This window comes from Parageobacillus caldoxylosilyticus NBRC 107762 (assembly GCF_000632715.1).
Classification (GTDB): Bacteria; Bacillota; Bacilli; order Bacillales; family Anoxybacillaceae; genus Saccharococcus; species Saccharococcus caldoxylosilyticus.
This window is the reverse complement of record NZ_BAWO01000018.1, coordinates 1-22,183: the sequence shown is the minus strand read 5'-3', so window position 1 is coordinate 22,183 and position 22,183 is coordinate 1. Positions and strand designations below refer to the sequence as shown.

Here is a 22,183-nt window from a genome sequence, read left to right as displayed (position 1 = left end):
AGTAATCTGGAGAAATAGAGGATGATATGATCCTTAAACTGCAAAAATACGAATAAATGGCGATAATTCGTGAATAAGGCAAAAAATGATGATTGACTAAATAAGTTAGGAATGTAGAATTAATGTTATAATTCTTGCTTGTAATTTTGGAGATGGTGTAAAGCGAAGGAGTTCGTTTGAAAGCATGTTTCCACATTTGTTTCATCAAAGCCATCTAGAAATCATCTTATTTGGGAAAGCCTGAATGGGGGGAGATGACTCGCCATTCATTCTGAACGGTTATAGTCAGGCAAACGAGAGCATGGAATATAATCACATGCATCATGTATAAAACATCAATGGCAGGGAGTTGGGGGTTAGCTTTTATGAGGTTGAAGAAAACGGATGCCAAGACATGTGCCATGTTATTAAAAGAATTCGAAAATGCTCCGCAGCCTTTCAATCCGGAAAAATTGATTTTCAAAGGTATAGGGGACCGCGATGTTTATAATATTTCAGCGCCGTTTGAAGATGAAGGGGAACTTGTCATTGCCGGCCGGGTAGAACCTCGGGACAGCGAACATTCGGAAGTATACTTTTTCGTGAATCGCAATGGGGAATGGATACCAAGGGAAGGCGCACCGGTATTTCAGTTACAAGATCCTTTTTTCACCAAAATTGGCGGTGAATTAATCTTTGGAGGGGTTCAAACCTTTTCTAATCCAACAATGGAAGGTTCCCTCGGATGGAGAACTGTCTTTTATAGAGGAAAGCGTATTGCGGATTTAAAAGAGTTTGCTAAAGGTCCAGATGGTATGAAAGATGTAAGGCTTATCGAGCTGAAAGACGGATCGATTGGCGTGCTTACACGACCACAAGGTGAAAAAGGCGGACGCGGTAAAATTGGATTTATCCGAATTCCATCGCTCGATGATTTTACTTGTGAGGTGATGGAGAACGCTCCGCTCTTAGAAGGCCAGTTTATCGACGAAGAGTGGGGAGGAGCAAACGAACCACACTTGCTTTCCAATGGCCTGATTGGCGTGCTGGGGCATATCGCTTGTTTTGATGAAGAGGGACACCGCCATTATTACCCGATGGTGTTTGTTTTGAATCCGGATACGATGGAGTTTTCCGATATTGAGCTTATCGCAACGAGATCTCATTTTTTAGAAGGTGTTTCGAAGCGTCCGGATCTTGCGGATGTCGTCTTTAGCGGCGGCTTAATTCGCAAAGGAGATGGAACGGCTGATTTATATGCGGGTATCAGCGATGCGGAAGCACAAAAAATTACCATTATGGATCCGTTTATCAAATACGAAAGAAATGAGATATATCAGGAAGAAAATAGATTTATAGCAGCGGAAGTATAAGTTAGAAAATATAAGTTTTTCGCCAAAACCGAAGTAATTCGGTTTTGGCGTTTTATGTATTTCAAGCAAAAATAACTGTTTTTCAAGAATTTGGGGCGGAACGGCATCGCGCGGCTGGTACGGATAGAACATTCCATCGAAGCGGACAGGGGAGTTGCTGGGCAATTTCGGAGCATCCGAACGAGTGAAGCGTGGCGCGTTCCGGCCAATGGAAAGGCACAACGTGTAGTGACGAAAGGGATATGGTGATTGGCTCCGTTAAAGAATGATGTTGATTTTTCTGACGGAGCAGCTCCATATTTAGAATATATAATAAAAAAAGAGAGGCGACCACTTTGGGTACAAGCATAGAGAAAACCATTTACATTATATCTGGACCATGTGGTGTCGGCAAATCTACAGTTGCAAAGGAACTTTCTCGAAATTTGAAATATGCTGCGCTTATTTCCGGAGATGACATCATGTTTATGATTGAAAAAGGATATGCACCGCCTTGGGAAGAATGGCTATCCATAACATGGAAAAACATTCTTTCTTTAACGAGAAATTTTGTTCAGCATGATTTAAATGTTGTTATCGATTATGTTGTTGAAAGTGAATTGGAATGGTTTTGCCAGCATATTTCAGATTTAAATATACCCATCAAGTATATCGTATTAATAGCAAGCGAAGATAAGTTAATCGAGCGCTTAAATAAACGAGGCGATGACCATTTAATCGACCGTTCCTTATTCTTGTTGAAAAAACTGGGAAGCTCTGCTGAAAATAAAAAATATATTTATGACACAACCCATAAACAGCCATCGGAAATTGTTCATGATTTAATGCATCTTTCCGATTTTTATGTGACTGAACTGTGACAGTGGATGGAATAGTATCGATGTGCGCATTTTTTAAAAGGAGATTGGTCAAGACGGTTCACTCTTTTCGTTTCTATTGCTTGGGGAAGTCCCAAGCCTAGAAATGACGAAAATATTTCAAGTCAAGGAATTCCATTTATCGAACGCATCATCTATGCATCAATCACCAAAAAATCCGCTTCCATCCGGGGACACACTTTCCCCGGATTTCTTTACTCCAGGAACGCCCCTTTAAGTGGGAGTTTTTTGCCCCTTAGACATCCTACGATCTGATCTTCCGTCCAAAGCGCCTCTGTTTCTTTTCCTTGTTGTTGGTTCCTTGTCAAAATTTTTTCGAAAAATATTAACCTAATATTTAAGAATAAGATGGGTTTTTCGCTATTTGCTTTTTTACAATAATTTAGTGGCGTAGCGGGCGGTATTGGTATTGTGACCGATGTAACAGCAAGAAACGGCAAGTTTTTATATGATAAGTGACAAAAAGGGTGTAGAGAAACATGAAGTGGATTCCATCTCGATTTAACGCGATTTCGCAAACCAAAAACGGTGAGCTTATTCTTTACAACAGTTATACAGGGGCGGTCGGCGTTGTTGCGGAGGAAGAGAAAAAAACGGTGCTGCAAGCGTTAAAGCCAAGCGGCATCGACCGTGACTTATTGCCTGTTGAAAAAACGCTTGTCGAATGCGGGTTTCTCGTCGCAGAGAGTGTAAATGAAAAACAGCGCGCCCAGTTTTTGCATCAAACTTTACATCGGACGGATGTAATGCATCTGATTGTTCTTCCGACAGAAGCGTGTAATTTCCGCTGTACATACTGCTATCAAGATTTTTCGCGCGGAAATATGAGCCGCGATGTCATCAATGGGTTAAAACGTTTTTTGGAAAAGAAAATTCCGCGGCTCGAGCATCTTACGGTCAGCTGGTTTGGCGGCGAACCGTTGCTGGCGCTGGACATTATCGAAGAGTTAAGCGAAGCGATCGTCGAATGGACGGAGCGGCACGGCGTCACGTATCAAGCGGAAATGTCTACGAACGGCTATTATTTATCCAAAGAAACATTGCAGCGTTTACTGAAATATAAAGTGAATCGCTTTATGGTGACGCTGGATGGAAGCAAAGACGTGCATGATTCGCGCCGGGCCCTTGCGAGTCGGGGGCCGACATATGAGACGATCGTCAATCATTTGCTCGATATACAGACGTTAGATGATTCGTTTGAAATTTACATTCGCATTAATTTTGATGAAGACAATCTTTCCCGTGTTTCAGCGTTTTTAGAAGAGTTGGCCCGTTATTTTGCCGGAGACTCGCGCTTTCAAATTTTCTGCCGTCCTGTTGGAAAATGGGGCGGAGCAAACGATGAAGCGCTGCCGATCTGCGACCATCGTACCGCAGAAACGAAAATATGGGAGTTTACGGAATTAGGGATCAACAAAGGGCTGCAGATGAGCTCGATCATTGAGTCGATGCTCATGCCTTCTGGGGCGGTTTGTTATGCGGCCAAGCCGCATTCGTTCGTCATTGGGGCCAACGGTCAAGTGTATAAATGTACGTGTTCCCTTGACGAAGAATATAACCATGTCGGATGGCTTCATGCCGATGGAACGATGGACATCGATTTTGATAAATTGGCCTTATGGGTTACGTCGGGAGAAGAACAAGATGAAACGTGCCAAGCCTGTTTTTTCCGCCCGGCGTGTCAAGGGAACCATTGTCCGTTGTACCGCATACGTAAAGGAAAGCGTCCTTGCCCGTATGAAAAACGAAAAATAAAACAAGTGCTGCGTTTGATTCATGCGCAGCAATCGGAAATCCAGTAACATCGGCGCGATGATGCCGCGCTGCTAGGCGATTTGAATGCTTAACGGGATGGCAAAACGTTAGCGGCAAAGGAGGTGGTGAAACGATATGCGCATTTTACGCCCAGCGGTATCGCCAGTTGCGGCGTCCAATTCGGGAAGACTTTCTAAATCCGTTCCGGGCAACTTAAAATGACAAATGCCTGGTTTTCCCCCGAAACTTGTCGGAAGAGCGTTGCCGCGAAGGCGGTACGCTCTTTTTTTATTTTTTATTTGGTAAATTCTTTAATTAGGTTGTTTTTGGTGGAAAGTAAGCAATTCTTTGGACATTTTTTGATATGTTTTTTCTGTTCCTGCTATTTAATTCATTGCTGCCTATCTTTCTAATAGGAAACCGCTTTATTCTTCAAAAAATAACCCAATTTCCTATTTTTAAACGGACAGGAAAATATTTCGTGATATCGAAATATATAGTAGACGGAAATGAAGAGGGGGAGTAAGAAAGGTTGAGTCGTTTACATATAAGATTAGTAGTTTCCTTCCTTTTGGTGTCTATCATTTTTTCCTTTTTTCCGCCTGTTTTTCAAGGGAGAGCAAAGGCAGACAAGGTGATCGTGCAAGGGGATCATTTGAACGTCCGGACAGGGCCGGGGACGTCGTACCGTGCCTTCGCAAAGCTTGATCAAGGCGAAACGTATTACGTCCTTGATAAGAAAGGGAGCTGGGTCAAATTACGGTTGAATCATGGCGAAACTGGTTGGGTGGCGAAGCAATATGTTATTGGTGTGCGGAAGAAGGCAGTGGTGACGGCTGATCGTCTTCGCGTTCGTTCCATCCCAAGTAGCCATGGAAATATCATTGGCTATCTTGTGCAAGGCCAAACCGTTCACATAGCAGAAACAGAGGACGGATGGGCAAAAATTGTAGCACCTTCGTTCGTCGGCTGGGTTTCCTTGGCTTATCTCGCTTCGGATGGTCAGCAGGAAACAGAGATGAGACGAATAGGATGGGTAACGGCTGATTCCTTGAACGTAAGGGCAAGACCGTCATTGCAGGCAGAACGTGTGGAAAAAGTGACATACGGCCAACAAGTGCAAATTATGTTGAAACGAGGAGAATGGTATCAAATTACCACAGAAGATGAAAAGATCGGCTGGGTGTCTAGCGATTATATATCCATTGTTTCTCCTGCGACTTCGCAATGGTTGACGGTATTGTATGACGATGTGAATATTCGTTCGGCTCCTTCGTTGGATGGGAACGTGAAAGCAACAGCGCGGTATGGAGAGCGTTACCGGGTGCTAGGGAAGATCGGCAATTGGTATGGAATTGAAATTCCGGGACGAGGAATCGGTTATATTGCCGGCTGGCTTGTTTCCGTTAGTGCTGATGGCAAGTCGGAGTCCAAAACATTAAAAGGAAAGACGGTGGTAATCGATGCCGGACATGGCGGCAAAGATAGCGGTGCGAGAAGTGTGAACGGAACGATGGAGAAAACCTTAACTTTACGAACGGCAAAGCTGTTAAAGGAAAAGCTGGAACGATACGGGGCAAACGTCGTGCTGACGCGTTCCACTGATCGATACCTTTCCTTGCCCGAGCGTGTGCAAACGGCGTATCGCTATCAAGCCGATGCGTTTATTAGCATTCATTATGATAGTTCGAAGGATCAAAATGCCAAAGGAATGACCGTGTATTACTATGATATGTTTTCCGACTATTTGCTTGCATTGTCGCTTGAACATCCGTTTTCCCGCATCATGTCGATTCCGTTTCGCGGGGTGAGTTTCGGAGATTATCACGTTATTCGTGAAAACAAGCTTCCGTCTGTACTAGTGGAACTTGGATATTTAAGCAATCCGACAGAAGCGGACATCATTGCGACAGACCGTTACCAGCAGGAAGTGACCAATGCGATTGCCAACGGCCTACGCAATTATTTTGGATAATGTCATAAGTGAAAAGGCAGGGAGTTGAATCCTCTGCCTTTTTCTATCTTTTTTGTTATAAAAGTGCAAAGAGGAATGAATAGAAGAATACTTCGATTGGAAAATGGGTTTCTGCCGTTCAAGCCGAAAACGGATGAAGATCATTGTTGGAGTTTTCATATCGAATTCCATGCGATTGATTGGTTGCCGTTTATGGTAACAAGGATGCGGGGAGATTGGGATGAAAGATATTTATCTATAAATGCCACACCAATGATAATAAAAGGAATATACTATCGCTATTGGTGGGGAGACTCCATCTCCCTGCCATATATGGATGATGACTCTCGCGCTTCTTATCGGTTAGGGTGCGGCATAGAAGGGGGATATTCCATTTTTTCTCCCCGCTTTCCGCCAGCTTCATAAAAAAATGTCCACGCGACGGATCGCTGCCCTTCGGCAATGCGCTCATACTAGGCTTTTTTCTATTGTCTTGATTGACGAAATGGCAGAAAAAATGTAATATTAAAAAAGTCGTAATTATACAAAAATAGTAAGTCTTGGTGCAAACCGGGATAAATGATTTCATTTTCGGAATATTTTAAATATCATATGTGGAGGCATCTTAGATGAAGAAAAAAGACATTTTCTTTACGGGGTTGATGCTTTTTGCTTTGTTTTTCGGGGCAGGGAACTTAATTTTTCCGCCATATCTTGGCATGGAAGCGGGGAAAGCGGTTTGGCCGGCGATTTTCGGGTTTGTCGTTACAGGGGTGAGTTTGCCGATTTTGTCTGTTGCCGCGATTGCGCTAGCGAAAGATGGGATTCAATCGATTGGCAATTATGTTCATCCTCTGTTTAGTTTATGCTTTTCGTTTACCGTCTATTTAGCGATCGGTCCGTTTTTCGGTATCCCGCGGGGAGCGAGCGTCACTTATGAAATGGGAATCAAACCGTTTTTCAACGGGAATGGCGGCGCGTTTCCGCTGCTATTATTTACCATTATCTTTTTCGCGGCCGTTTATTGGTTAAGCTTAAATCCGTCAAAGCTGGTCGATCGCATTGGGGAAATATTGACACCTGTTTTGCTTCTTTCTATTGCCGTTCTTTGCGTTGCAGGGATCATCCAGCTGCAAAATCCGCTGCAAGCACCGACGGAAAAATACGCTTCCGTCCCGTTTTTTAAAGGGTTTATGGAAGGATATTTAACAATGGATGCGATCGCGGCGCTTGCGTTTGGGATTGTCGTTGTGAACGCGTTAAAAGATAGAGGCGTACATCAGCAGTCAACAATGGTAAAAGGCACTATTCAAGCAGGATTGATTGCGGGAATGGGCTTGGCGTTAGTTTATATAGCGACTGCGTTGGTTGGGGCAAAAATGTCTGTAAACGGTCCATTTGCCAATGGTGGAGATCTATTGTCGAGTGCGGCTGCGCTTTTATTTGGCAGCGGCGGAAAGCTATTGCTTGGCGTCATTGTCGCTTTAGCGTGCTTAACGACCTGCATTGGGCTAACCGCGGCATGCGCGCAATATTTTCATGAAGTGACGCCAAACATATCGTATAAAACCTATGTGACGATCATTACGATTTTTAGCTTAGCCGTTTCTAACTTAGGGTTGAATCAACTGATTTCGATTTCCGCTCCGGTGTTAACGATGATTTATCCTTTAGCTATTGTGCTTGTGATTATGTCGTTTTTCCATCGCTTCTATCAAGGTTCGGCGAAAACGTATGGGATGGCCTTGCTGTTTACCGCCGTGTTCAGCATCTACGACGGCTTGAACGCGTTTGGCATAAAGGCCGAGTGGCTGAAGGCGTTATTATCTTGGTCCCCATTTTTCTCGGTTGGATTAGGATGGGTGGTCCCTGCCATCATAGGGGCAATCATTGGCTTTGTGATGGACAACGTTGCCTTGAAGCAGCATAGGACAGCGCAAAAAAGAAGCACGGCGTCTGCCGTTAAGAGATAAAAGAGAAGGAGAGCTTGCCACGGTCAGAAGTGAACGGCTCTCCTTTTTGTCTTTTTTTAGAATCGAAACCGTTCCCATCATACCCACGTAATCGTTGTAAATGAAAGGGAAGTTCATTATAGTTTATAATAACATCATATATGTACGAGAAATAACGTAAATGATCCGATGGTTTGACAGAAATGATGCTTGGTTAGGGAAATGTGTCATTGGATTGCCGCATACTATATTTTTCCTGACATTAGGCACGTTTGGGAACAGAGTAAACAATCAAAGGTGTGATGAAATATGGATATTGCCGTAGCGGGTGCAGGATATGTAGGACTCGTCACGGCCGCGTGTTTGGCGGAAAAGGGGCACAGGGTGGCATGCGTGGATGTCGATATTGAAAAAGTGATGCTGCTTCAGCGCGGAATGTCTCCGATCTATGAGCCTGGTTTGGAGGAGTTAGTAAGAAAAAATCGTGAGCGGTTGAGGTTTACGACCGATTATGCGGCGGCGTATCGGCGGGCAGATGTCATTATCATCGCTGTTGGCACCCCGGAAGAGCGGGATGGATCAGTGAATTTGCGCTATGTGTGGGAAGCGGCAAAGCAAATTGCACGGACGGTGGAAAAAGACTGTGTGGTGGCGGTAAAATCTACCGTTCCCGTCGGTACAGGCGATGAATTGGCGCGCTGGATCGCTGAATATCGCAAACACCCCGTGCATATCGAGGTTGTCGCTAATCCTGAGTTTTTATCGCAAGGAACGGCGGTCAACGATACGCTATACGCGTCGAGGATCGTGTTAGGAGTGGAATCGCCCCATGCCGAGAAGGTAATGAGAGAAGTGTACGACCCGTTTGCGCTTCCGTATGTGGTGACGGACCGAAAAAGCGCGGAAATGATTAAATACGCTTCCAACGTCTTTTTGGCATTAAAAATCTCGTATATCAATGACATTGCCAATTTATGCGAAATCGTTGACGCTGATATTGAGGCAGTCGCTGAAGGAATGGGGATGGATCCGCGCATCGGCCCCCGTTTTTTGCGCGCGGGGATCGGCTACGGCGGATCTTGTTTCCCGAAAGATACGAAAGCGCTGTGTCACCTTGCAAGTCGCTGCGGCTATGAACTGAAAACGGTACGAGCCGCGATCGACGTGAATGAAAAGCAAAAGCTCAAATTAATAGAAAAGGCGAGAACGTATATTGGCGATTTTCACGGACGGGAAGCAGCGGTGCTCGGGCTGACGTTTAAGCCGGGGACGGATGATATAAGGGAAGCTCCTGCCCTTGCCAATATTGCGGTGCTGCTCGAAGAAGGAGCCAACGTGAAGGTATGGGATCCGGTTGGGATGGATAACGTAAAGCGTATCTTTGCCGAGAATTTGACGTATTGCGCGACGATTGAGGAAGCGATTGCGAACGCCGATTTATGCTTCATTTTCACGGAATGGCCAGAGATTCGGCAATTTGATCTGTGCCAGTATGCTGCTTTAATGAAAACGCCGCTTGTGTTTGATGGACGGAATTGCTATGACCTTGAAAGTGCCCGCAAGGCGGGAATCCTCTACGAATCGATTGGGCGGAAGCAGGTGGGCGCAGCGGAAAGTGCTGTTTTGGTGGAAACGGATGAGCGGTAAAGGGAAAAAGCCCTTGCTGGCCTGCCTTATTTTCGCTTTTTGCCGCTAGAGAGGAGATGATTTTGATAGAATAAGAGAGTAAGAAAAAGGCAATCATGAGGAAAAACAATGTAGTTTGCAGGAAAGGGGACGTCCTGTTCGTGTGATTGCTATCACGGGCAAACATGCTGCAAACAAGGGGAGGGACCAATGATTCGCATCCGGCTAGGAATATTGGGGGCAGACGATTCGTTAAACATTATTCAAACGATTGCGCAGGAATATAAGGAACTTGACTGTGTGCCGGTTGTCTATTGGGATGAAAGCGAAATTATGGATCTTATTCGCCCGTTGCTTCCTAAAGTCGATATGTGGCTGTTTTCCGGACAGGTTCCGTATTCGATTGTCAAGGAATCAGGCGAGGTCGATGTACCGTTGTTTTACGTCCCGCATACAGGTGCAAGCTTATACAGGACGCTCTTGCAGGCTTATTACGAGCGGCAAATTCCGGTTCATCAGTTGAGCTTTGATACGTACCATCCATCGGAGATCGAACGGCTGCTTGAAGAGGTCGGGATTCGGGACCCCGTCGAGTACGTGAAGCACTATCAAGGCGGGATCTCCGCTGAAGAGTTGGCGGAGTATCATTATACATTATGGAAGCAAGGAAAAATAAAGGCGGCGGTAACCTGCTTGCGGACGGCTCATCTGGAATTAGAAAAGCTTGGCGTTCCGGTGTATCGGGTGCTGCCAGCGCGCGCCACCGTCGAGTCGGTCGTGCAAATGATCATTCGTACGGGTGAAATGCTTGACATTCAAAATGCGCAAATCGCCGTGCAAATGATGGAAGTGGATTCTTTGTCCGCGCTCACCACGGAAGCGTTTTCGACGGATGAAATTTACAAGATGGAAATGAAAGTGACAGAAAAATTGCTTCAATATGCAAAAAAAATCCAAGGGTCGCTAAAATGCGCGGGGCCTGGACGGTATGTCATTTTTACGACAAGAGGCGCGTTAAAAGAAATGACAGACCAATACAAAACCGTTCCGGCCGCGGATGAAATGGAACACATCCATGATGAGATCGCAACGTGCGGCATCGGCATCGGAAGGACGGCATATGAGGCTGAGATTCACGCCGGAAAAGCGTTTCTGCACGCGAAAAAATATGGAAGGGGAGCTTGGATGGTCGTCTTTGATGATGGGACGATCGCCGGTCCGTTAGGGCGCGCCGAACGGATACATTATTCGCTAGACAGCGAGGAGCTGCAGCAGCTTAGCCAACAAACGAATTTGAGCGTCGCCACGCTAAGCAAGCTGCGCGCCATTTTACGGAAACTGGGGAAAAACGAGATTCAGGCGCATGAGCTGGCTAGGTATATGCAAATTTTGCCGCGCAGCGCGAGACGGATTTTAAAGGAACTCGAGGACGGCGGCATCGCTGAGGTGATTGGCGAAACGAATCCGTATCCGCGCGGACGGCCGCGAAAAGTATATCGTATTTTTTTATGATATAGGTGAGGCTGGTTCCATATCGTTTTTTGAACGATGTTGGGCCAGTTTTTTTATTAGATGGAGAAGATAAACATCATGGTTCATAATATGTTTTAATAAATTTTAATAAATAAAATAATTTAAAATTTTTCATAACTATATTATAATTAAGGACATAACCGAAATTCACCCGTAAATCGCAATCATGGTGAAGGGAGGGAATGTCGTGATTCAGGAAGAACGGCTTTGGCAGCGGCTCATGGAATTAGGGGAGATTGGCCGGCAGCCGACGGGCGGGATTACGCGTTTGTCGTTTACGAAAGAGGAGCGCGCGGCAAAAGAAAAGGTTGCGGCCTATATGAAAGAGGCGGGGCTTTTTGTCTATGAAGATGCAGCCGGAAACTTAATTGGGCGGAAAGAAGGAACAGACAAAGACGCGCCGGTCGTGCTGGTCGGTTCTCATCTGGATTCGGTGTACAATGGCGGCATGTTTGATGGCCCGCTTGGCGTGCTTGCCGCTGTGGAAGTAGTACAGACGATGAATGAAAACGGGGTGGAAACCAAACATCCGATTGAGGTTGTCGCATTTACCGATGAAGAGGGGGCGCGCTTTCGCTTCGGGATGATCGGCAGCCGCGCTATGGCGGGGGCGTTGTCAACAGACGAGCTAAACTATCAGGATGCAAACGGCGTGTCGGTTGCCGAAGCGATGCAAGAAGCGGGGCTGAATCCGCATCACATCGGAAAAGCAGCGCGAAAACCGGGATCGGTCAAAGCCTATGTGGAACTACATATTGAACAAGGACGGGTGCTTGAAGAAGCGAATCTTCCGGTTGGCATCGTCACCGGCATTGCCGGACTCGTGTGGGTCAAATTTACGGTGGAAGGAAAAGCGGAACATGCAGGAGCGACGCCGATGCCGCTGCGCCGCGATCCGCTTGTGGCGGCAGCCCAAATCATTGAAGTAATCGAGCAAGAGGCGAAAGAAACGGGAACGACCGTCGGCACCGTCGGACAGCTGCACGTCTTTCCGGGCGGCATTAACATCATTCCGGAGCGGGTTGAATTTGTTCTTGATTTGCGGGATTTGGACGCGGCAGTGCGCGATAACGTATTACAGTCGATTAACGAACAAGCGCAAAAGATTGGCAAAGAGCGAAACGTGAAGGTCACTACCGAGCTATTGCAAGAGATGCCTCCTGTATTATGTTCCGAACTTGTACAAAACGCAGCGAAAGAGGCATGTCAAAAACTTGGTTTAGATGTTTTCTCCCTTCCTAGCGGCGCTTCCCATGACGGAGTGCAGCTAGTGGGGCTTTGTCCGATCGGGATGATTTTTGTCCGCTCGCAAGATGGGGTCAGCCATAGTCCGGATGAATGGAGCACGAAGGAGGACTGCGCGGCCGGAGTGAATGTTTTGTATCATACGGTGCTGCGTTTGGCGACGGGAGAATAAGCGAGAAAAAGGGGGAAGAACGCATGACCAATGAAGAAATCAAACGGCTTGTCGATGAAGTGAAAGAGGAAGTGATTGCCTGGCGCCGCCACTTGCATGCGAATCCAGAGCTGTCGTTTCACGAAGAAAAAACGGCGCAGTTTGTTTATGACACGCTTCAATCGTTTGGGAATCTAGAACTCTCGCGGCCGACCAAAACGAGCGTGATGGCGCGGCTGATCGGGCATCAGCCGGGGAGAGTGGTGGCGATTCGCGCCGATATGGACGCGCTTCCGATTCAAGAGGAAAACACGTTTGAATTTGCTTCAAAAAATCCGGGCGTGATGCATGCGTGCGGGCATGACGGACATACGGCCATGCTTTTAGGGACGGCGAAAATTCTTTCTAAACTGCGCGATCAAATCCAAGGAGAAGTCCGCTTTCTTTTCCAGCATGCCGAAGAATTGCATCCAGGCGGCGCGGAAGAAATGGTGCAGGCCGGCGTGATGGATGGGGTGGATGTCGTGATCGGCACCCATCTTTGGTCGCCGCTTGAACGCGGCAAAATTGGCATTGTGTACGGGCCGATGATGGCGGCTCCGGACCGTTTTTTCATCCGCATCCATGGCAAAGGCGGGCACGCAGCGATGCCGCACCAAACGATTGACGCGATTGCGATCGGCGCCCAAGTGGTCACCAACTTGCAGTATATCGTTTCGCGCAATGTCGATCCGCTCGAGCCGCTTGTTGTTTCGGTGACGCAATTTGTTGCGGGCACGACGCATAACGTCATTCCGGGAAGCGTCGAAATTCAAGGGACGGTGCGCAGTTTTGATGAAACACTACGGAAAAACGTGCCGAAATTAATGGAACGGATTATTAAAGGCATTACCGAAGCGCACGGCGCGACATATGAATTTGAATTTGAATACGGTTACCGTCCGGTCATTAACAACGACGAGGTGACTCGCGTGATGGAGGAAACGGTGCGCGAGGTGCTTGGCGAAGAAGCGGTTGACCATATGAAACCAAACATGGGCGGCGAAGACTTTTCCGCTTTCTTGCAAAAAGCGCCGGGAAGCTTCTTCTATGTCGGCGCGGGAAACAAAGAAAAAGGCATCATCTATCCGCATCACCATCCACGTTTTACGATCGACGAAGATGCGCTGGAAATTGGCGTGCGCCTGTTTGTCCATGCGGCGTTTAAATTATTGGCGGAAGCCCCGTAAAAGCTTCCGCTTCCTAATATTCCATGGGGGGAGGAAATAACGATGAAAGGAATTCGCTGGCTGATGGTGCTGCCGTTTCTTGGCATACTTGGCGGCATTCCGTTTGCCAATAAAGTGACTCCATATGTGCTTGGCATGCCGTTTATTCTCTTTTGGATTGTCGCTTGGGTGATTCTCACTTCCGTCATCATGGCGGTTGTCTACCGCTTTGATCCGGAAGTGCGGGAGGAGGAGCGTACATGAATGGGGCGCTAATCATTATTTTTGCCTTTCTGCTTCTCTCTTTATATTTAGGGGTGCAGGCGCGAAAAGGAAAAGATATGAACTTGGAACAGTGGACGGTCGGCGGCCGCGGATTTGGCACCATCTTTGTTTTTCTTCTCATGGCCGGCGAAATTTATACGACATTCACCTTTTTGGGCGGAAGCGGCTGGGCTTACGGCAAAGGCGGACCGACGTTTTACATTATCGCGTACGGCTGCTTGGCGTACGTGCTGTCATATTGGATGCTTCCGAAAGTATGGAAATATGCGAAAGAACATCAGCTTATGTCCCAGTCTGATTTTTTCGCCAGTAAGTACAACAGCCCGCTGTTGGGGGTGCTCGTTTCCCTGGTCGGGGTGGTTGCGCTTATTCCGTATTTGGTGCTGCAGTTAAAAGGGTTGGGCATTATCGTTTCAGAAGCTTCATACGGCACGATTTCGTCGGCAGCGGCGATTTGGATCGGCGTTCTTTCCGTTACGGTGTACGTGATGATTTCAGGAATTCACGGCTCGGCGTGGACAGCGGTAGTGAAAGATATCATGATTCTGGTTGTTGCGGTCTTTTTAGGTCTTTATCTTCCATTCCATTATTATGGTGGAATCGAGCCAATGTTTACGGCGATTGAAGAAGCAAAGCCGGGATTTCTCGCCTTGCCGGATAAAGGCATGAGCGTGTCTTGGTTTATTTCTACTGTTTTGTTGACGGCGCTTGGTTTTTATATGTGGCCGCACACGTTCGGTTCGATTTATTCGGCGAAAAGCGCCAATGTTTTTCGGAAAAATGCGATGATTTTGCCAATTTATCAGTTAGTGCTGCTATTTGTCTTTTTTGTCGGCTTTGCGGCGATTTTGCAAATTCCGCATTTGGAAGGCTCTGATGCCGACCTGGCGTTATTGCGCTTGTCCATTCAGACGTTTGACCCTTGGGTCGTCGGGCTGATCGGCGCGGCCGGGCTGTTGACGGCGATGGTTCCAGGTTCCATGATTTTAATGACGGCGTCGACGCTGCTCGCGAAAAACGTCTATAAAGTGTTTTCTCCTTCCGCCACCGACGAGCAGGTCGCGAAACTCGCGAAATATCTCGTTCCTGTCATTGCCCTCATTTCGTTATATTTTACGTTCCGCGGCGGAAATACGATCGTCGCTTTGCTTCTCATGGGGTACAGCCTTGTGACGCAGCTGTTCCCGTCGCTTGTGCTCAGCCTGATGAAAAACAACTTTGTAACGAAGCAGGGAGCGTTTGCCGGTATTATCGCTGGGGTTGTGACGGTAGCTTATATTACATTATCCGGCAGCAGCATCGGCACGTTGTTCCCTTCCTTGCCGCAGGCAGTGCAAGATCTGAATGTCGGAATTATCGCGTTGATTGTCAATATCGTTGTCACGGTGGTGGTGAGCTGGATTCCAACCCGCTCCGTCAGCGTTGACACGGAAAAAAGCACGATGTAGCGAGAAGAAAATGCTGTTGTTCGTACTGGACATGGTATTGGCAGTAGGAAGCCGATAGGGATAGTGAAAAAGAAAGGAGACATGAGTCGAAACATTCATGTCTCCTTTTCGGGTTTTTTCTTATTTGTGGATATATCTTCTTGCGCCGGCGAACTCTTCGCCATATCCAGGAGCTCGGTAATCATCAATGCGTACGGTTGTGCTGGTGTTTGGCGAGTGGATCATTTTGCCGTTGCCGATATACATGCCGACGTGGTGGATTTTCCCTTTTCCGTTATTATACGCAAAGAACAGGAGATCCCCCGGCTGCAGTTCGCTTTCCGGGACAGGTGTACCGAATTGGGCCTGTACGGACGAATCGCGGGGAATGGTAATGCCGTGCGCTTTATAAATCGTATGGGTAAACCCGGAGCAGTCAAACCCAAATCCGGATGTTCCTGCCCATAAATAAGGCAAGCCTAAAAACTGTTTTGCGGTATTTACTAAGTCTTCTCCAGTTGGTGCCGGAATGTCTGCTTCCGTCCGGAAAATTTGGACATCCTCTTTTTTCAGCCATTTGGCACCATCACTCGGCGTCATCACTTTGACTGCGTTTTTGGTTGATTGAATCACAGGAAGGCGAGTGTTAAAGCTGATTTCCATAAATTTATGGTTCCCTTTTGGATCTTTGTAAAGCCATGCAGTTGGCGAAGTGACTTGGGCAAATGGTTTCGATTGAAATTTTGCAAATGCGTTTCCTTTGGTCAGTTGGCGAATTGGCACCCAGCCTGGATATCCAAGCGGATGGCGCGGCGTCGGTTGACCATGGACGACAACTTTCGCCCAATCTCCTTGTTTTTCTAGTATCGTGACTTTCATGCCGTATAACGCTTGTGTTTCGAGATTCCCCACTAACCATAGTTTTTCTTCGTACGTCATGCTTTTTGTCCACTTCCACATATCGACCGGGTTGGATAGCGATGGACTGTCAATGTCTCTTGCAATGTTCGGTTCTGTCCAAAGCGTTGCGACAGAAACGTCAATATAAGCCGTTTCCTCCTTGTTCGTTTTGGCACTTGCTGGTGAAAGAAAGACGAAAACCATGCAGAAGCAAAGGAAGGCGGTGAAGTACCTTTTCCATTTTTTCATTGCTAATCTCCTTTCTTATGATCAATGATTGGATATATAAGGAACATAACCAATACCCGGTAAGTCAGGAACGTGAATCTTGCTTCCTTGAAAGAAAGAACGGCTGCTGTCATCGTCTATCCATAGAGGGGCATCCAAATCGACTTTGGTAATGTTCGGATGAGCCATGGCTAAATGGGTTGCTGCCAATACAGAAAGAGTTGGTTCCATCATGCTTCCGATCATGCATTCGATGCCAGCTGCTTCCGCCAAACTAGCAATTTTGTAAGCTTCCCGTAATCCTCCCGTTTTCATCAGCTTAATGTTGATCAAATCGACAGCGTGATGACGGATCAGTTCTAGCGCATCTCGCGCAGAAAATATACTTTCGTCCGCCATAATCGGTATGTTGACTCGTTCACGGATAAACTGAAGACCTTTTATGTCGTATTTAGGAACAGGCTGTTCAATAAATTCGATCGGAAGTTGAAGTTGTTCCAGCGATTGAATGATTTTCACCGCTTCTTTCGCTGTCCAGCCTTGATTAGCGTCGATGCGAAGTGAAACGTTTGGACCTACTTCTTCATAAATTCGTTTGATTCGTTCGATATCTTTTTCGGCTTCTTTTCCTACTTTAATTTTTAAAATCGAAAAACCTTTTTCTGTGACTTTTTTTGCGTCATTGACCATTTCTTCAACACTATTTACGCTAATGGTCATATCGTTAACATGGTGGTTCGTTTTTCCTCCGAATAATTGATAGAGCGGAATGTTTAGCAGTTTGCAAAGCGCATCGCACATGGCCATTTCTAATGCCGCTTTTGCACTCGTATTTCCAACGCAGCTGGTTTGAACATCTTTATCGTTTTTTGCTATTTCTTCGATTTCTTTACCGATGATTTTAGGGATGAGTACATTTTCTAAAATACCGATGATTCCTTGTTTCGTTTCTCCTGTGATAGCTTCGGTCGGGACGGCGGCCCCATACCCTTCCATTCCGTTATCCAGCGTGATTTTTACGACGATGCTTTCCATTTGCGTAGCCGTCCGCAATGCCGTTTTGAACGGTTTTATTAATGGAGTTGATTGTGTGGCGATGGCTGCGTCTTTGATTTTCATGAATAGACATCCTTTCGGTTACAGTGATGATAAAATATGAGCGGTGAGCAATCCGTAATAGGTTCCAAGGAGATTGCCTAGTAAAGCTGTCAATATGCCGACAGGAATGAGTGACTGATGATATGCGCCCGCAAGAATGGGAGTGGAAGCTACTCCGCCGATATTTGCCAGGGAGGTTACCCCCATTGTAAATAAATCAAGTTTGCATACTTTGGCGATCATTAGCATTAATAATGCGTGAATCAAAAGAATAAGAAACCCCGAGATGATGTAAATGGGAGCTTGGAACAATTGAGAAAAGTCTGCTTGCGACGCGATTAATGCGATGACCACATAAAGCATGACTTTCGATACATCGTTGGAGCCGGGAATTTTCGCTATTTTTGTCATCGCCAATACTAAACCGATGACGGTTGCGAGTACAATCGTCCATGTGGTTCCATTAAATACGGCTCCCACCTCAGGCAAAGCATTTCCGATTTCCGTACAAATCGTCGATAAAAGAATGCTGAATCCAAGCAAGACGATTAATTCGGTAAATCCCATTTTTCCTTGATGATTTTCGTTGGTTGCCGCTGCTTCATCGTTTGTAATAGGTATATCTACCATTTTTGCCTTTGTCCAACGGTTGAATCTGTCGGCAAACGGTACAAGCCAAAACATAAACATGACCCAAATAGAATAGTTGACCGTATCCATCATTAAGGCGTAGCCGAAAATGTTTTCTGGAACATCTAAAATTTTTTGCAGAATAACCATGTTGGCCGACCCGCCTGTCCAGCTGGAGCTGAGCGCAGCAAAGGCCTTCCATGTATCTTTCGCGTAGAGTTCTTTGAATAGCAGATACGTAATGGTAAATCCAATAATGATCGTGAAAGATGCCGCAAAAAAAGTAAGAAGAATTCTTGGCCCCATTTTGATGATCTTTCGCAAATCGCAATGCAGAAGCATAAGAATGAGCATGGCAGGAAGCAGTACGTTTCGAACGGTATTGTACGTATTGTCGATCGAATCCGTTTTCCCGAAAACGCCAAATGTTTGCATCAGCGCTCCCCCGACATAAATAAAAATAATGCCGGGGACGACTTTAAAAAGTTTGGATTTAGACTTTTGCTCTGCAAAAGCAATAAGTGCGACGTAAGCTAGTAAAATACTTAAGTAAACAACGCCGTCTTGAATCATTGTTTCTCCCCCTTATTTGGTTTATAGAAAATACAAAAACCCAGCAAATAGAGAGAAACAATCGCTCTATTCGCTGGGTTTCATCTGCGTGATGAGGGTACAGATGAAGCAGCTGACGAAACGATATTTTGATATTTTAAGCTGGCGTTTTTAAAAGCGACGATTAACGCCTTTTGTGAAGAGCCGAAATAGCGGGTTTGAATTTCTTTTTTTACTGTGTCAATATCCAATATCGATCGGCCGACCAATAAACTTTTGACAAAGGATTTCGTCAGCTCAATCGTCGCTGAACAATCTGCATCAACAATGATACCGCTTTCTTTATTGACCACTAATCCGATGAAAAACGCGTTATATTGCTGGGTAATCGGATTGTTTGAAGGCGCTTTTGCGTCCCCGATGATATATACGGTATTATTCTCAAACATGCTAATCCTCCAACCAAATACAGCTATTACGAGGGGCATTTATGATAGACTCATAAATGTTGCTCGTAATATGTATTTGCCTTTGAGTTCATTTTACAAAAAAATTAGAAAATAATCAACATTTTCGGAAATCTTTCCTTTTTCATCGTACATGATTTTGGTATTTTCCTCATAGGAAAAATATATCATTTTATGGTAATATCTTTACATAAAGAAAGGAAGAAAGATATAAAAAACAACTGCTTGCAAGGAAAATTTTTAGGTGTATGAAACAAATAAAAAAAGTTGATCGATCGGAGGAGGGATGGCCAATGACGAAAAAGGCAGTCATTACTGTCATCGGCAGCATCAATATGGACCTTGTTACCATCGCCTCTCGCTTTCCGGCGCAAGGCGAAACGATTTTAGGCGAGGAATTCCACCTTATCCCGGGAGGAAAAGGAGCCAACCAAGCGGTGGCGGCCGCACGTCTTGGCGCGGAGGTGCATATGATTGGCGCGGTCGGGGCGGATGCGTTCGGTACCGAGTTAGTCCGCGCTTTAGAACGGGAAGGGGTGCATATCGATAACATAAAAAAAGTTCCTAATCATGGGACGGGCATTGCGTCCATTACCATTTCCGAACAGGATAACCGCATTATTGTCGTTCCAGGAGCGAACCACTCGCTTCTTCCAGAAGATATTGAACGCTGCGAGTCGATTATTGCCAACAGCGATGCATGTGTGCTTCAGCTGGAAATTCCAATGCCTGTGGTCGAAAGGGCGGTTTCGCTTGCGAAAAAACATCATGTCCGCGTCATTTTAAACCCGGCGCCGGCACAGCCGCTGCCACGGGAGTTAGTGGAGAAAGTGGATTTTCTTACTCCAAATGCGCATGAGCGAAACGTCATTTTCGAACATATCGACGCTGCAGCATTTGCCGATAAAGTGATCGTCACCGAAGGAGAGCGCGGGGTGACAATTCAAAAAGATGGGAAATCAATGCTTATACCGGGCTTCCGTGTTCCGGTCGTCGATACGACAGGGGCGGGCGATACATTCAACGGGGCACTGGCGGTAGCGTTAAGCAAAGGAATGAGCTTGGAAGATGCGTGTCGTTTTGCCAACGCGGCGGCGGCATTATCGGTCACAAAGCTTGGCGCGCAGGGCGGCATGCCGACGGAGGAAGAGGTGAAACGTTTTTTGCAGGAAAAAGTGTAACTATTCGTGTACAATGAAAAGGTGTGCAAAGATAAGAAACAGAAGTTAGGTGACAAACATGAGGACAAATATACAACGCTGGATCCCGGTCATCGTTTGGTGCATGATCATTTACTGCTTCAGCGAATTTTCTTTGTTTACCGGGGAGAATACCAAACTCATTTTAGATATGATCCTGTCGTACTTGCCGTTTGGCGGTGGCAAAGAAGAAGGACCGTCTTTGCTGAATTTTATCGTTCGGAAGCTGGCGCACTTAACCGAGTATGGCATATTGGCGGTGCTTGTCTGGCGGGCGCTGTCGCCAAAGCGGACGGCGTATGCCGGCGCCTGGCTGTTTGCGACGCTGTATGCGATGACGGATGAATGGCATCAATCGTTTGAGCCGGGGCGCACCGCTACGCCGAAAGATGTGGCGATTGACTCGTGCGGCGCGCTGTTGGCCGTTATCGGTGTTTTTCTTTATACACGTTGGACGAAAAAGAGGCATGATCCGGTGAAATACGACGTATCATAATAGAAAACAAATTGCTGGCTCTCCCAAGTATGTTTTTCGACCGAAAAGGAAAGAATGGGAATAGCGAGTTTGCGAGAAAAGGGAGAGGGCGCCAATGGTTTTGTTTATCGCTGGAATGTTTGTCGGATCGCTTGTCATGCTTGTTGTCATGAGCATGATGTTTGTCGCTAAACAGGCAGACGAGAAGAGTGCCAATTGGCAGAAAGAATGGCAGAAGAAATGAGAAAGCTTCCTGCGAGCATGCAGGAAGCTGTTTTTATTGATCGGCAGGAAACACGATTCCCGTTTGTTTGCGGGCTTCTTCCATCAAGGCAATCGTCAGCAGCGAATGCTCATGCGAATTGACTTCGGATTCGCGTTTTCCGTTTTGGATCAGCTCGATAAATTCTTTCGCTTCATAATACATCGGGGGCTTCTCTTGCGGGACGGTAATGTCTTCTACGCGCCCATCGCGGTAGCGGATTTCTACTTTCGTCGGCGTGTGGATCGCGTCGATGAGCATGCTTCCGTCCTCCCCTTGAATTTCCGCAGGCAGATAGGAGTTTGTAATTTTCGAGTACATGACGACGGCATCCATATCCTCATAAGTAAAGATAATCGTCCCTTCGCCATCCACGCCTGATTCGAGTTTCAAGCTGCTGGCCTGCAGGCGGTTTGGTTTTCCAAACAAGACGACCATCGGGTAAATGCAATAGACGCCGATATCCATTAATGCGCCGTTGGAAAAGGCAGGGTTGAACGCATTTAATACGGTGCCTTGTTTATACGCGTCATAGCGCGACGAATATTGGCAATAGCTTGCAAAATAGCGGCGGATTTTGCCAAGTTTATGCAAGTGCTGGCGGATCGCCTGAAAGTTCGGGAGCAGCGTCGTTTTCATCGCTTCCATCAACACGACGCCGTTGCGCCGCGCCGCCCCGATCATCGCCTTCACTTCTTTTTCGTTTGATGCGAGCGGTTTTTCGCATAGCACATGTTTGCCGTGGTTCATGAGGAAAACCGCCTGCTCGGCGTGCAGGGAGTTCGGGCTGGCGATATAGACGGCGTCGATTTCATTGCTTTTCGCCAGTTCTTCTAGGTCGGTAAACGTGCGCGCTGCCCCTGTTTTTTGCGCAAATTCCCGCGCTTTCTCCTCCGTCCGCGAATATACGGCAGCGAGGGCGAAATCTTCTACTTCTCTAGCCGCTTCAATAAATGCCTCCGTAATCCAGTTCGTGCCGATCGTCGCAAATCGAATCATGCTGTCC

20 protein-coding genes are annotated in these 22,183 nt (G+C 46.5%); 15 read left to right on the top strand and 5 right to left on the bottom strand.

Going from position 1 to position 22,183, the window contains the following annotated elements; translation table 11 throughout:
• The first annotated feature begins 365 nt into the window (after positions 1-365).
• From GCA01S_RS06495 to GCA01S_RS06440, 12 genes are all read left to right on the top strand, one after another.
• Positions 366-1,352, top strand: a complete 987-nt coding sequence (locus tag GCA01S_RS06495) for an MTP-1 family protein (protein ID WP_017437821.1) — start codon at positions 366-368, stop codon at positions 1,350-1,352.
• Positions 1,353-1,687: 335 nt separating this feature from the next.
• A complete protein-coding gene (locus tag GCA01S_RS06490) occupies positions 1,688-2,212 on the top strand; it encodes an AAA family ATPase (RefSeq protein ID WP_042408337.1) in 525 nt (174 codons plus the stop codon).
• A 497-nt stretch (positions 2,213-2,709) separates the two neighbouring features.
• The gene (locus GCA01S_RS06485) at positions 2,710-4,032 is read left to right on the top strand and encodes a radical SAM/SPASM domain-containing protein (protein WP_042408334.1); all 1,323 of its coding nucleotides are present in this window, start codon (positions 2,710-2,712) and stop codon (positions 4,030-4,032) included.
• Positions 4,033-4,517: 485 nt separating this feature from the next.
• Positions 4,518-5,960: an N-acetylmuramoyl-L-alanine amidase gene (locus tag GCA01S_RS06480; RefSeq protein ID WP_042408330.1), complete on the top strand. Its 1,443-nt coding sequence runs from the start codon at positions 4,518-4,520 to the stop codon at positions 5,958-5,960.
• Positions 5,961-6,056: 96 nt separating this feature from the next.
• Positions 6,057-6,365: a hypothetical protein gene (locus GCA01S_RS06475; RefSeq protein ID WP_042408328.1), complete on the top strand. Its 309-nt coding sequence runs from the start codon at positions 6,057-6,059 to the stop codon at positions 6,363-6,365.
• A 203-nt stretch (positions 6,366-6,568) separates the two neighbouring features.
• Entirely contained in the window at positions 6,569-7,912 is a 1,344-nt protein-coding gene (brnQ, locus tag GCA01S_RS06470) for a branched-chain amino acid transport system II carrier protein (protein ID WP_042408326.1), read from the top strand.
• 288 nt (positions 7,913-8,200) lie between these two features.
• A complete protein-coding gene (locus tag GCA01S_RS06465) occupies positions 8,201-9,538 on the top strand; it encodes a UDP-glucose dehydrogenase family protein (RefSeq protein WP_042408325.1) in 1,338 nt (445 codons plus the stop codon).
• 189 nt (positions 9,539-9,727) lie between these two features.
• Positions 9,728-11,029 (top strand): helix-turn-helix domain-containing protein, encoded by a 1,302-nt coding sequence (locus GCA01S_RS06460; RefSeq protein WP_042408321.1) that lies wholly within the window; start codon positions 9,728-9,730, stop codon positions 11,027-11,029.
• A 208-nt stretch (positions 11,030-11,237) separates the two neighbouring features.
• Entirely contained in the window at positions 11,238-12,467 is a 1,230-nt protein-coding gene (locus tag GCA01S_RS06455; protein WP_042408317.1) for a Zn-dependent hydrolase, read from the top strand.
• Between the two features lie 23 nt (positions 12,468-12,490).
• Positions 12,491-13,675: a M20 family metallopeptidase gene (locus GCA01S_RS06450; RefSeq protein ID WP_042408314.1), complete on the top strand. Its 1,185-nt coding sequence runs from the start codon at positions 12,491-12,493 to the stop codon at positions 13,673-13,675.
• Positions 13,676-13,717: 42 nt separating this feature from the next.
• Positions 13,718-13,918, top strand: coding sequence for a DUF3311 domain-containing protein (locus tag GCA01S_RS06445; RefSeq protein WP_042408311.1), 201 nt, complete (start codon positions 13,718-13,720; stop codon positions 13,916-13,918).
• Positions 13,915-15,387 carry a sodium:solute symporter family protein gene (locus GCA01S_RS06440; RefSeq protein ID WP_042408309.1) on the top strand — a complete coding sequence of 491 codons (1,473 nt, stop codon included), beginning with the start codon at positions 13,915-13,917 and terminating at the stop codon, positions 15,385-15,387. Before GCA01S_RS06445 ends, GCA01S_RS06440 begins: the two co-directional genes overlap by 4 nt.
• A 120-nt stretch (positions 15,388-15,507) precedes the next feature.
• On the opposite strand, the gene GCA01S_RS06435 is transcribed toward GCA01S_RS06440, so the two are convergent.
• The 4 genes from GCA01S_RS06435 to GCA01S_RS06420 form a co-directional block, all read right to left on the bottom strand.
• The gene (locus tag GCA01S_RS06435) at positions 15,508-16,515 is read right to left on the bottom strand and encodes a C40 family peptidase (protein ID WP_017437836.1); all 1,008 of its coding nucleotides are present in this window, start codon (positions 16,513-16,515) and stop codon (positions 15,508-15,510) included.
• Between the two features lie 21 nt (positions 16,516-16,536).
• Positions 16,537-17,613: a dipeptide epimerase gene (locus GCA01S_RS06430; RefSeq protein WP_042408307.1), complete on the bottom strand. Its 1,077-nt coding sequence runs from the start codon at positions 17,611-17,613 to the stop codon at positions 16,537-16,539.
• An 18-nt stretch (positions 17,614-17,631) separates the two neighbouring features.
• On the bottom strand, positions 17,632-18,795 hold the full coding sequence (locus GCA01S_RS06425) for a DUF819 family protein (protein ID WP_042408305.1): 1,164 nt from the start codon (positions 18,793-18,795) through the stop codon (positions 17,632-17,634).
• 80 nt (positions 18,796-18,875) lie between these two features.
• A complete protein-coding gene (locus tag GCA01S_RS06420) occupies positions 18,876-19,223 on the bottom strand; it encodes a DUF3870 domain-containing protein (protein WP_017437839.1) in 348 nt (115 codons plus the stop codon).
• A gap of 311 nt (positions 19,224-19,534) precedes the next feature.
• Between GCA01S_RS06420 and rbsK the strand changes: the two genes are divergently transcribed.
• The 3 genes from rbsK (at position 19,535) to GCA01S_RS20875 (ending at position 21,159) form a co-directional block, all read left to right on the top strand.
• On the top strand, positions 19,535-20,422 hold the full coding sequence (gene rbsK, locus GCA01S_RS06415) for a ribokinase (protein ID WP_042408301.1): 888 nt from the start codon (positions 19,535-19,537) through the stop codon (positions 20,420-20,422).
• A gap of 58 nt (positions 20,423-20,480) precedes the next feature.
• Positions 20,481-20,936, top strand: coding sequence for a VanZ family protein (locus tag GCA01S_RS06410; RefSeq protein WP_042408298.1), 456 nt, complete (start codon positions 20,481-20,483; stop codon positions 20,934-20,936).
• Positions 20,937-21,030: 94 nt separating this feature from the next.
• Positions 21,031-21,159 (top strand): DUF3789 domain-containing protein, encoded by a 129-nt coding sequence (locus tag GCA01S_RS20875; protein WP_221198314.1) that lies wholly within the window; start codon positions 21,031-21,033, stop codon positions 21,157-21,159.
• 33 nt (positions 21,160-21,192) lie between these two features.
• On the opposite strand, the gene GCA01S_RS06405 is transcribed toward GCA01S_RS20875, so the two are convergent.
• A complete protein-coding gene (locus GCA01S_RS06405; RefSeq protein ID WP_042408372.1) occupies positions 21,193-22,176 on the bottom strand; it encodes a Gfo/Idh/MocA family protein in 984 nt (327 codons plus the stop codon).
• Positions 22,177-22,183 lie beyond the last annotated feature (7 nt).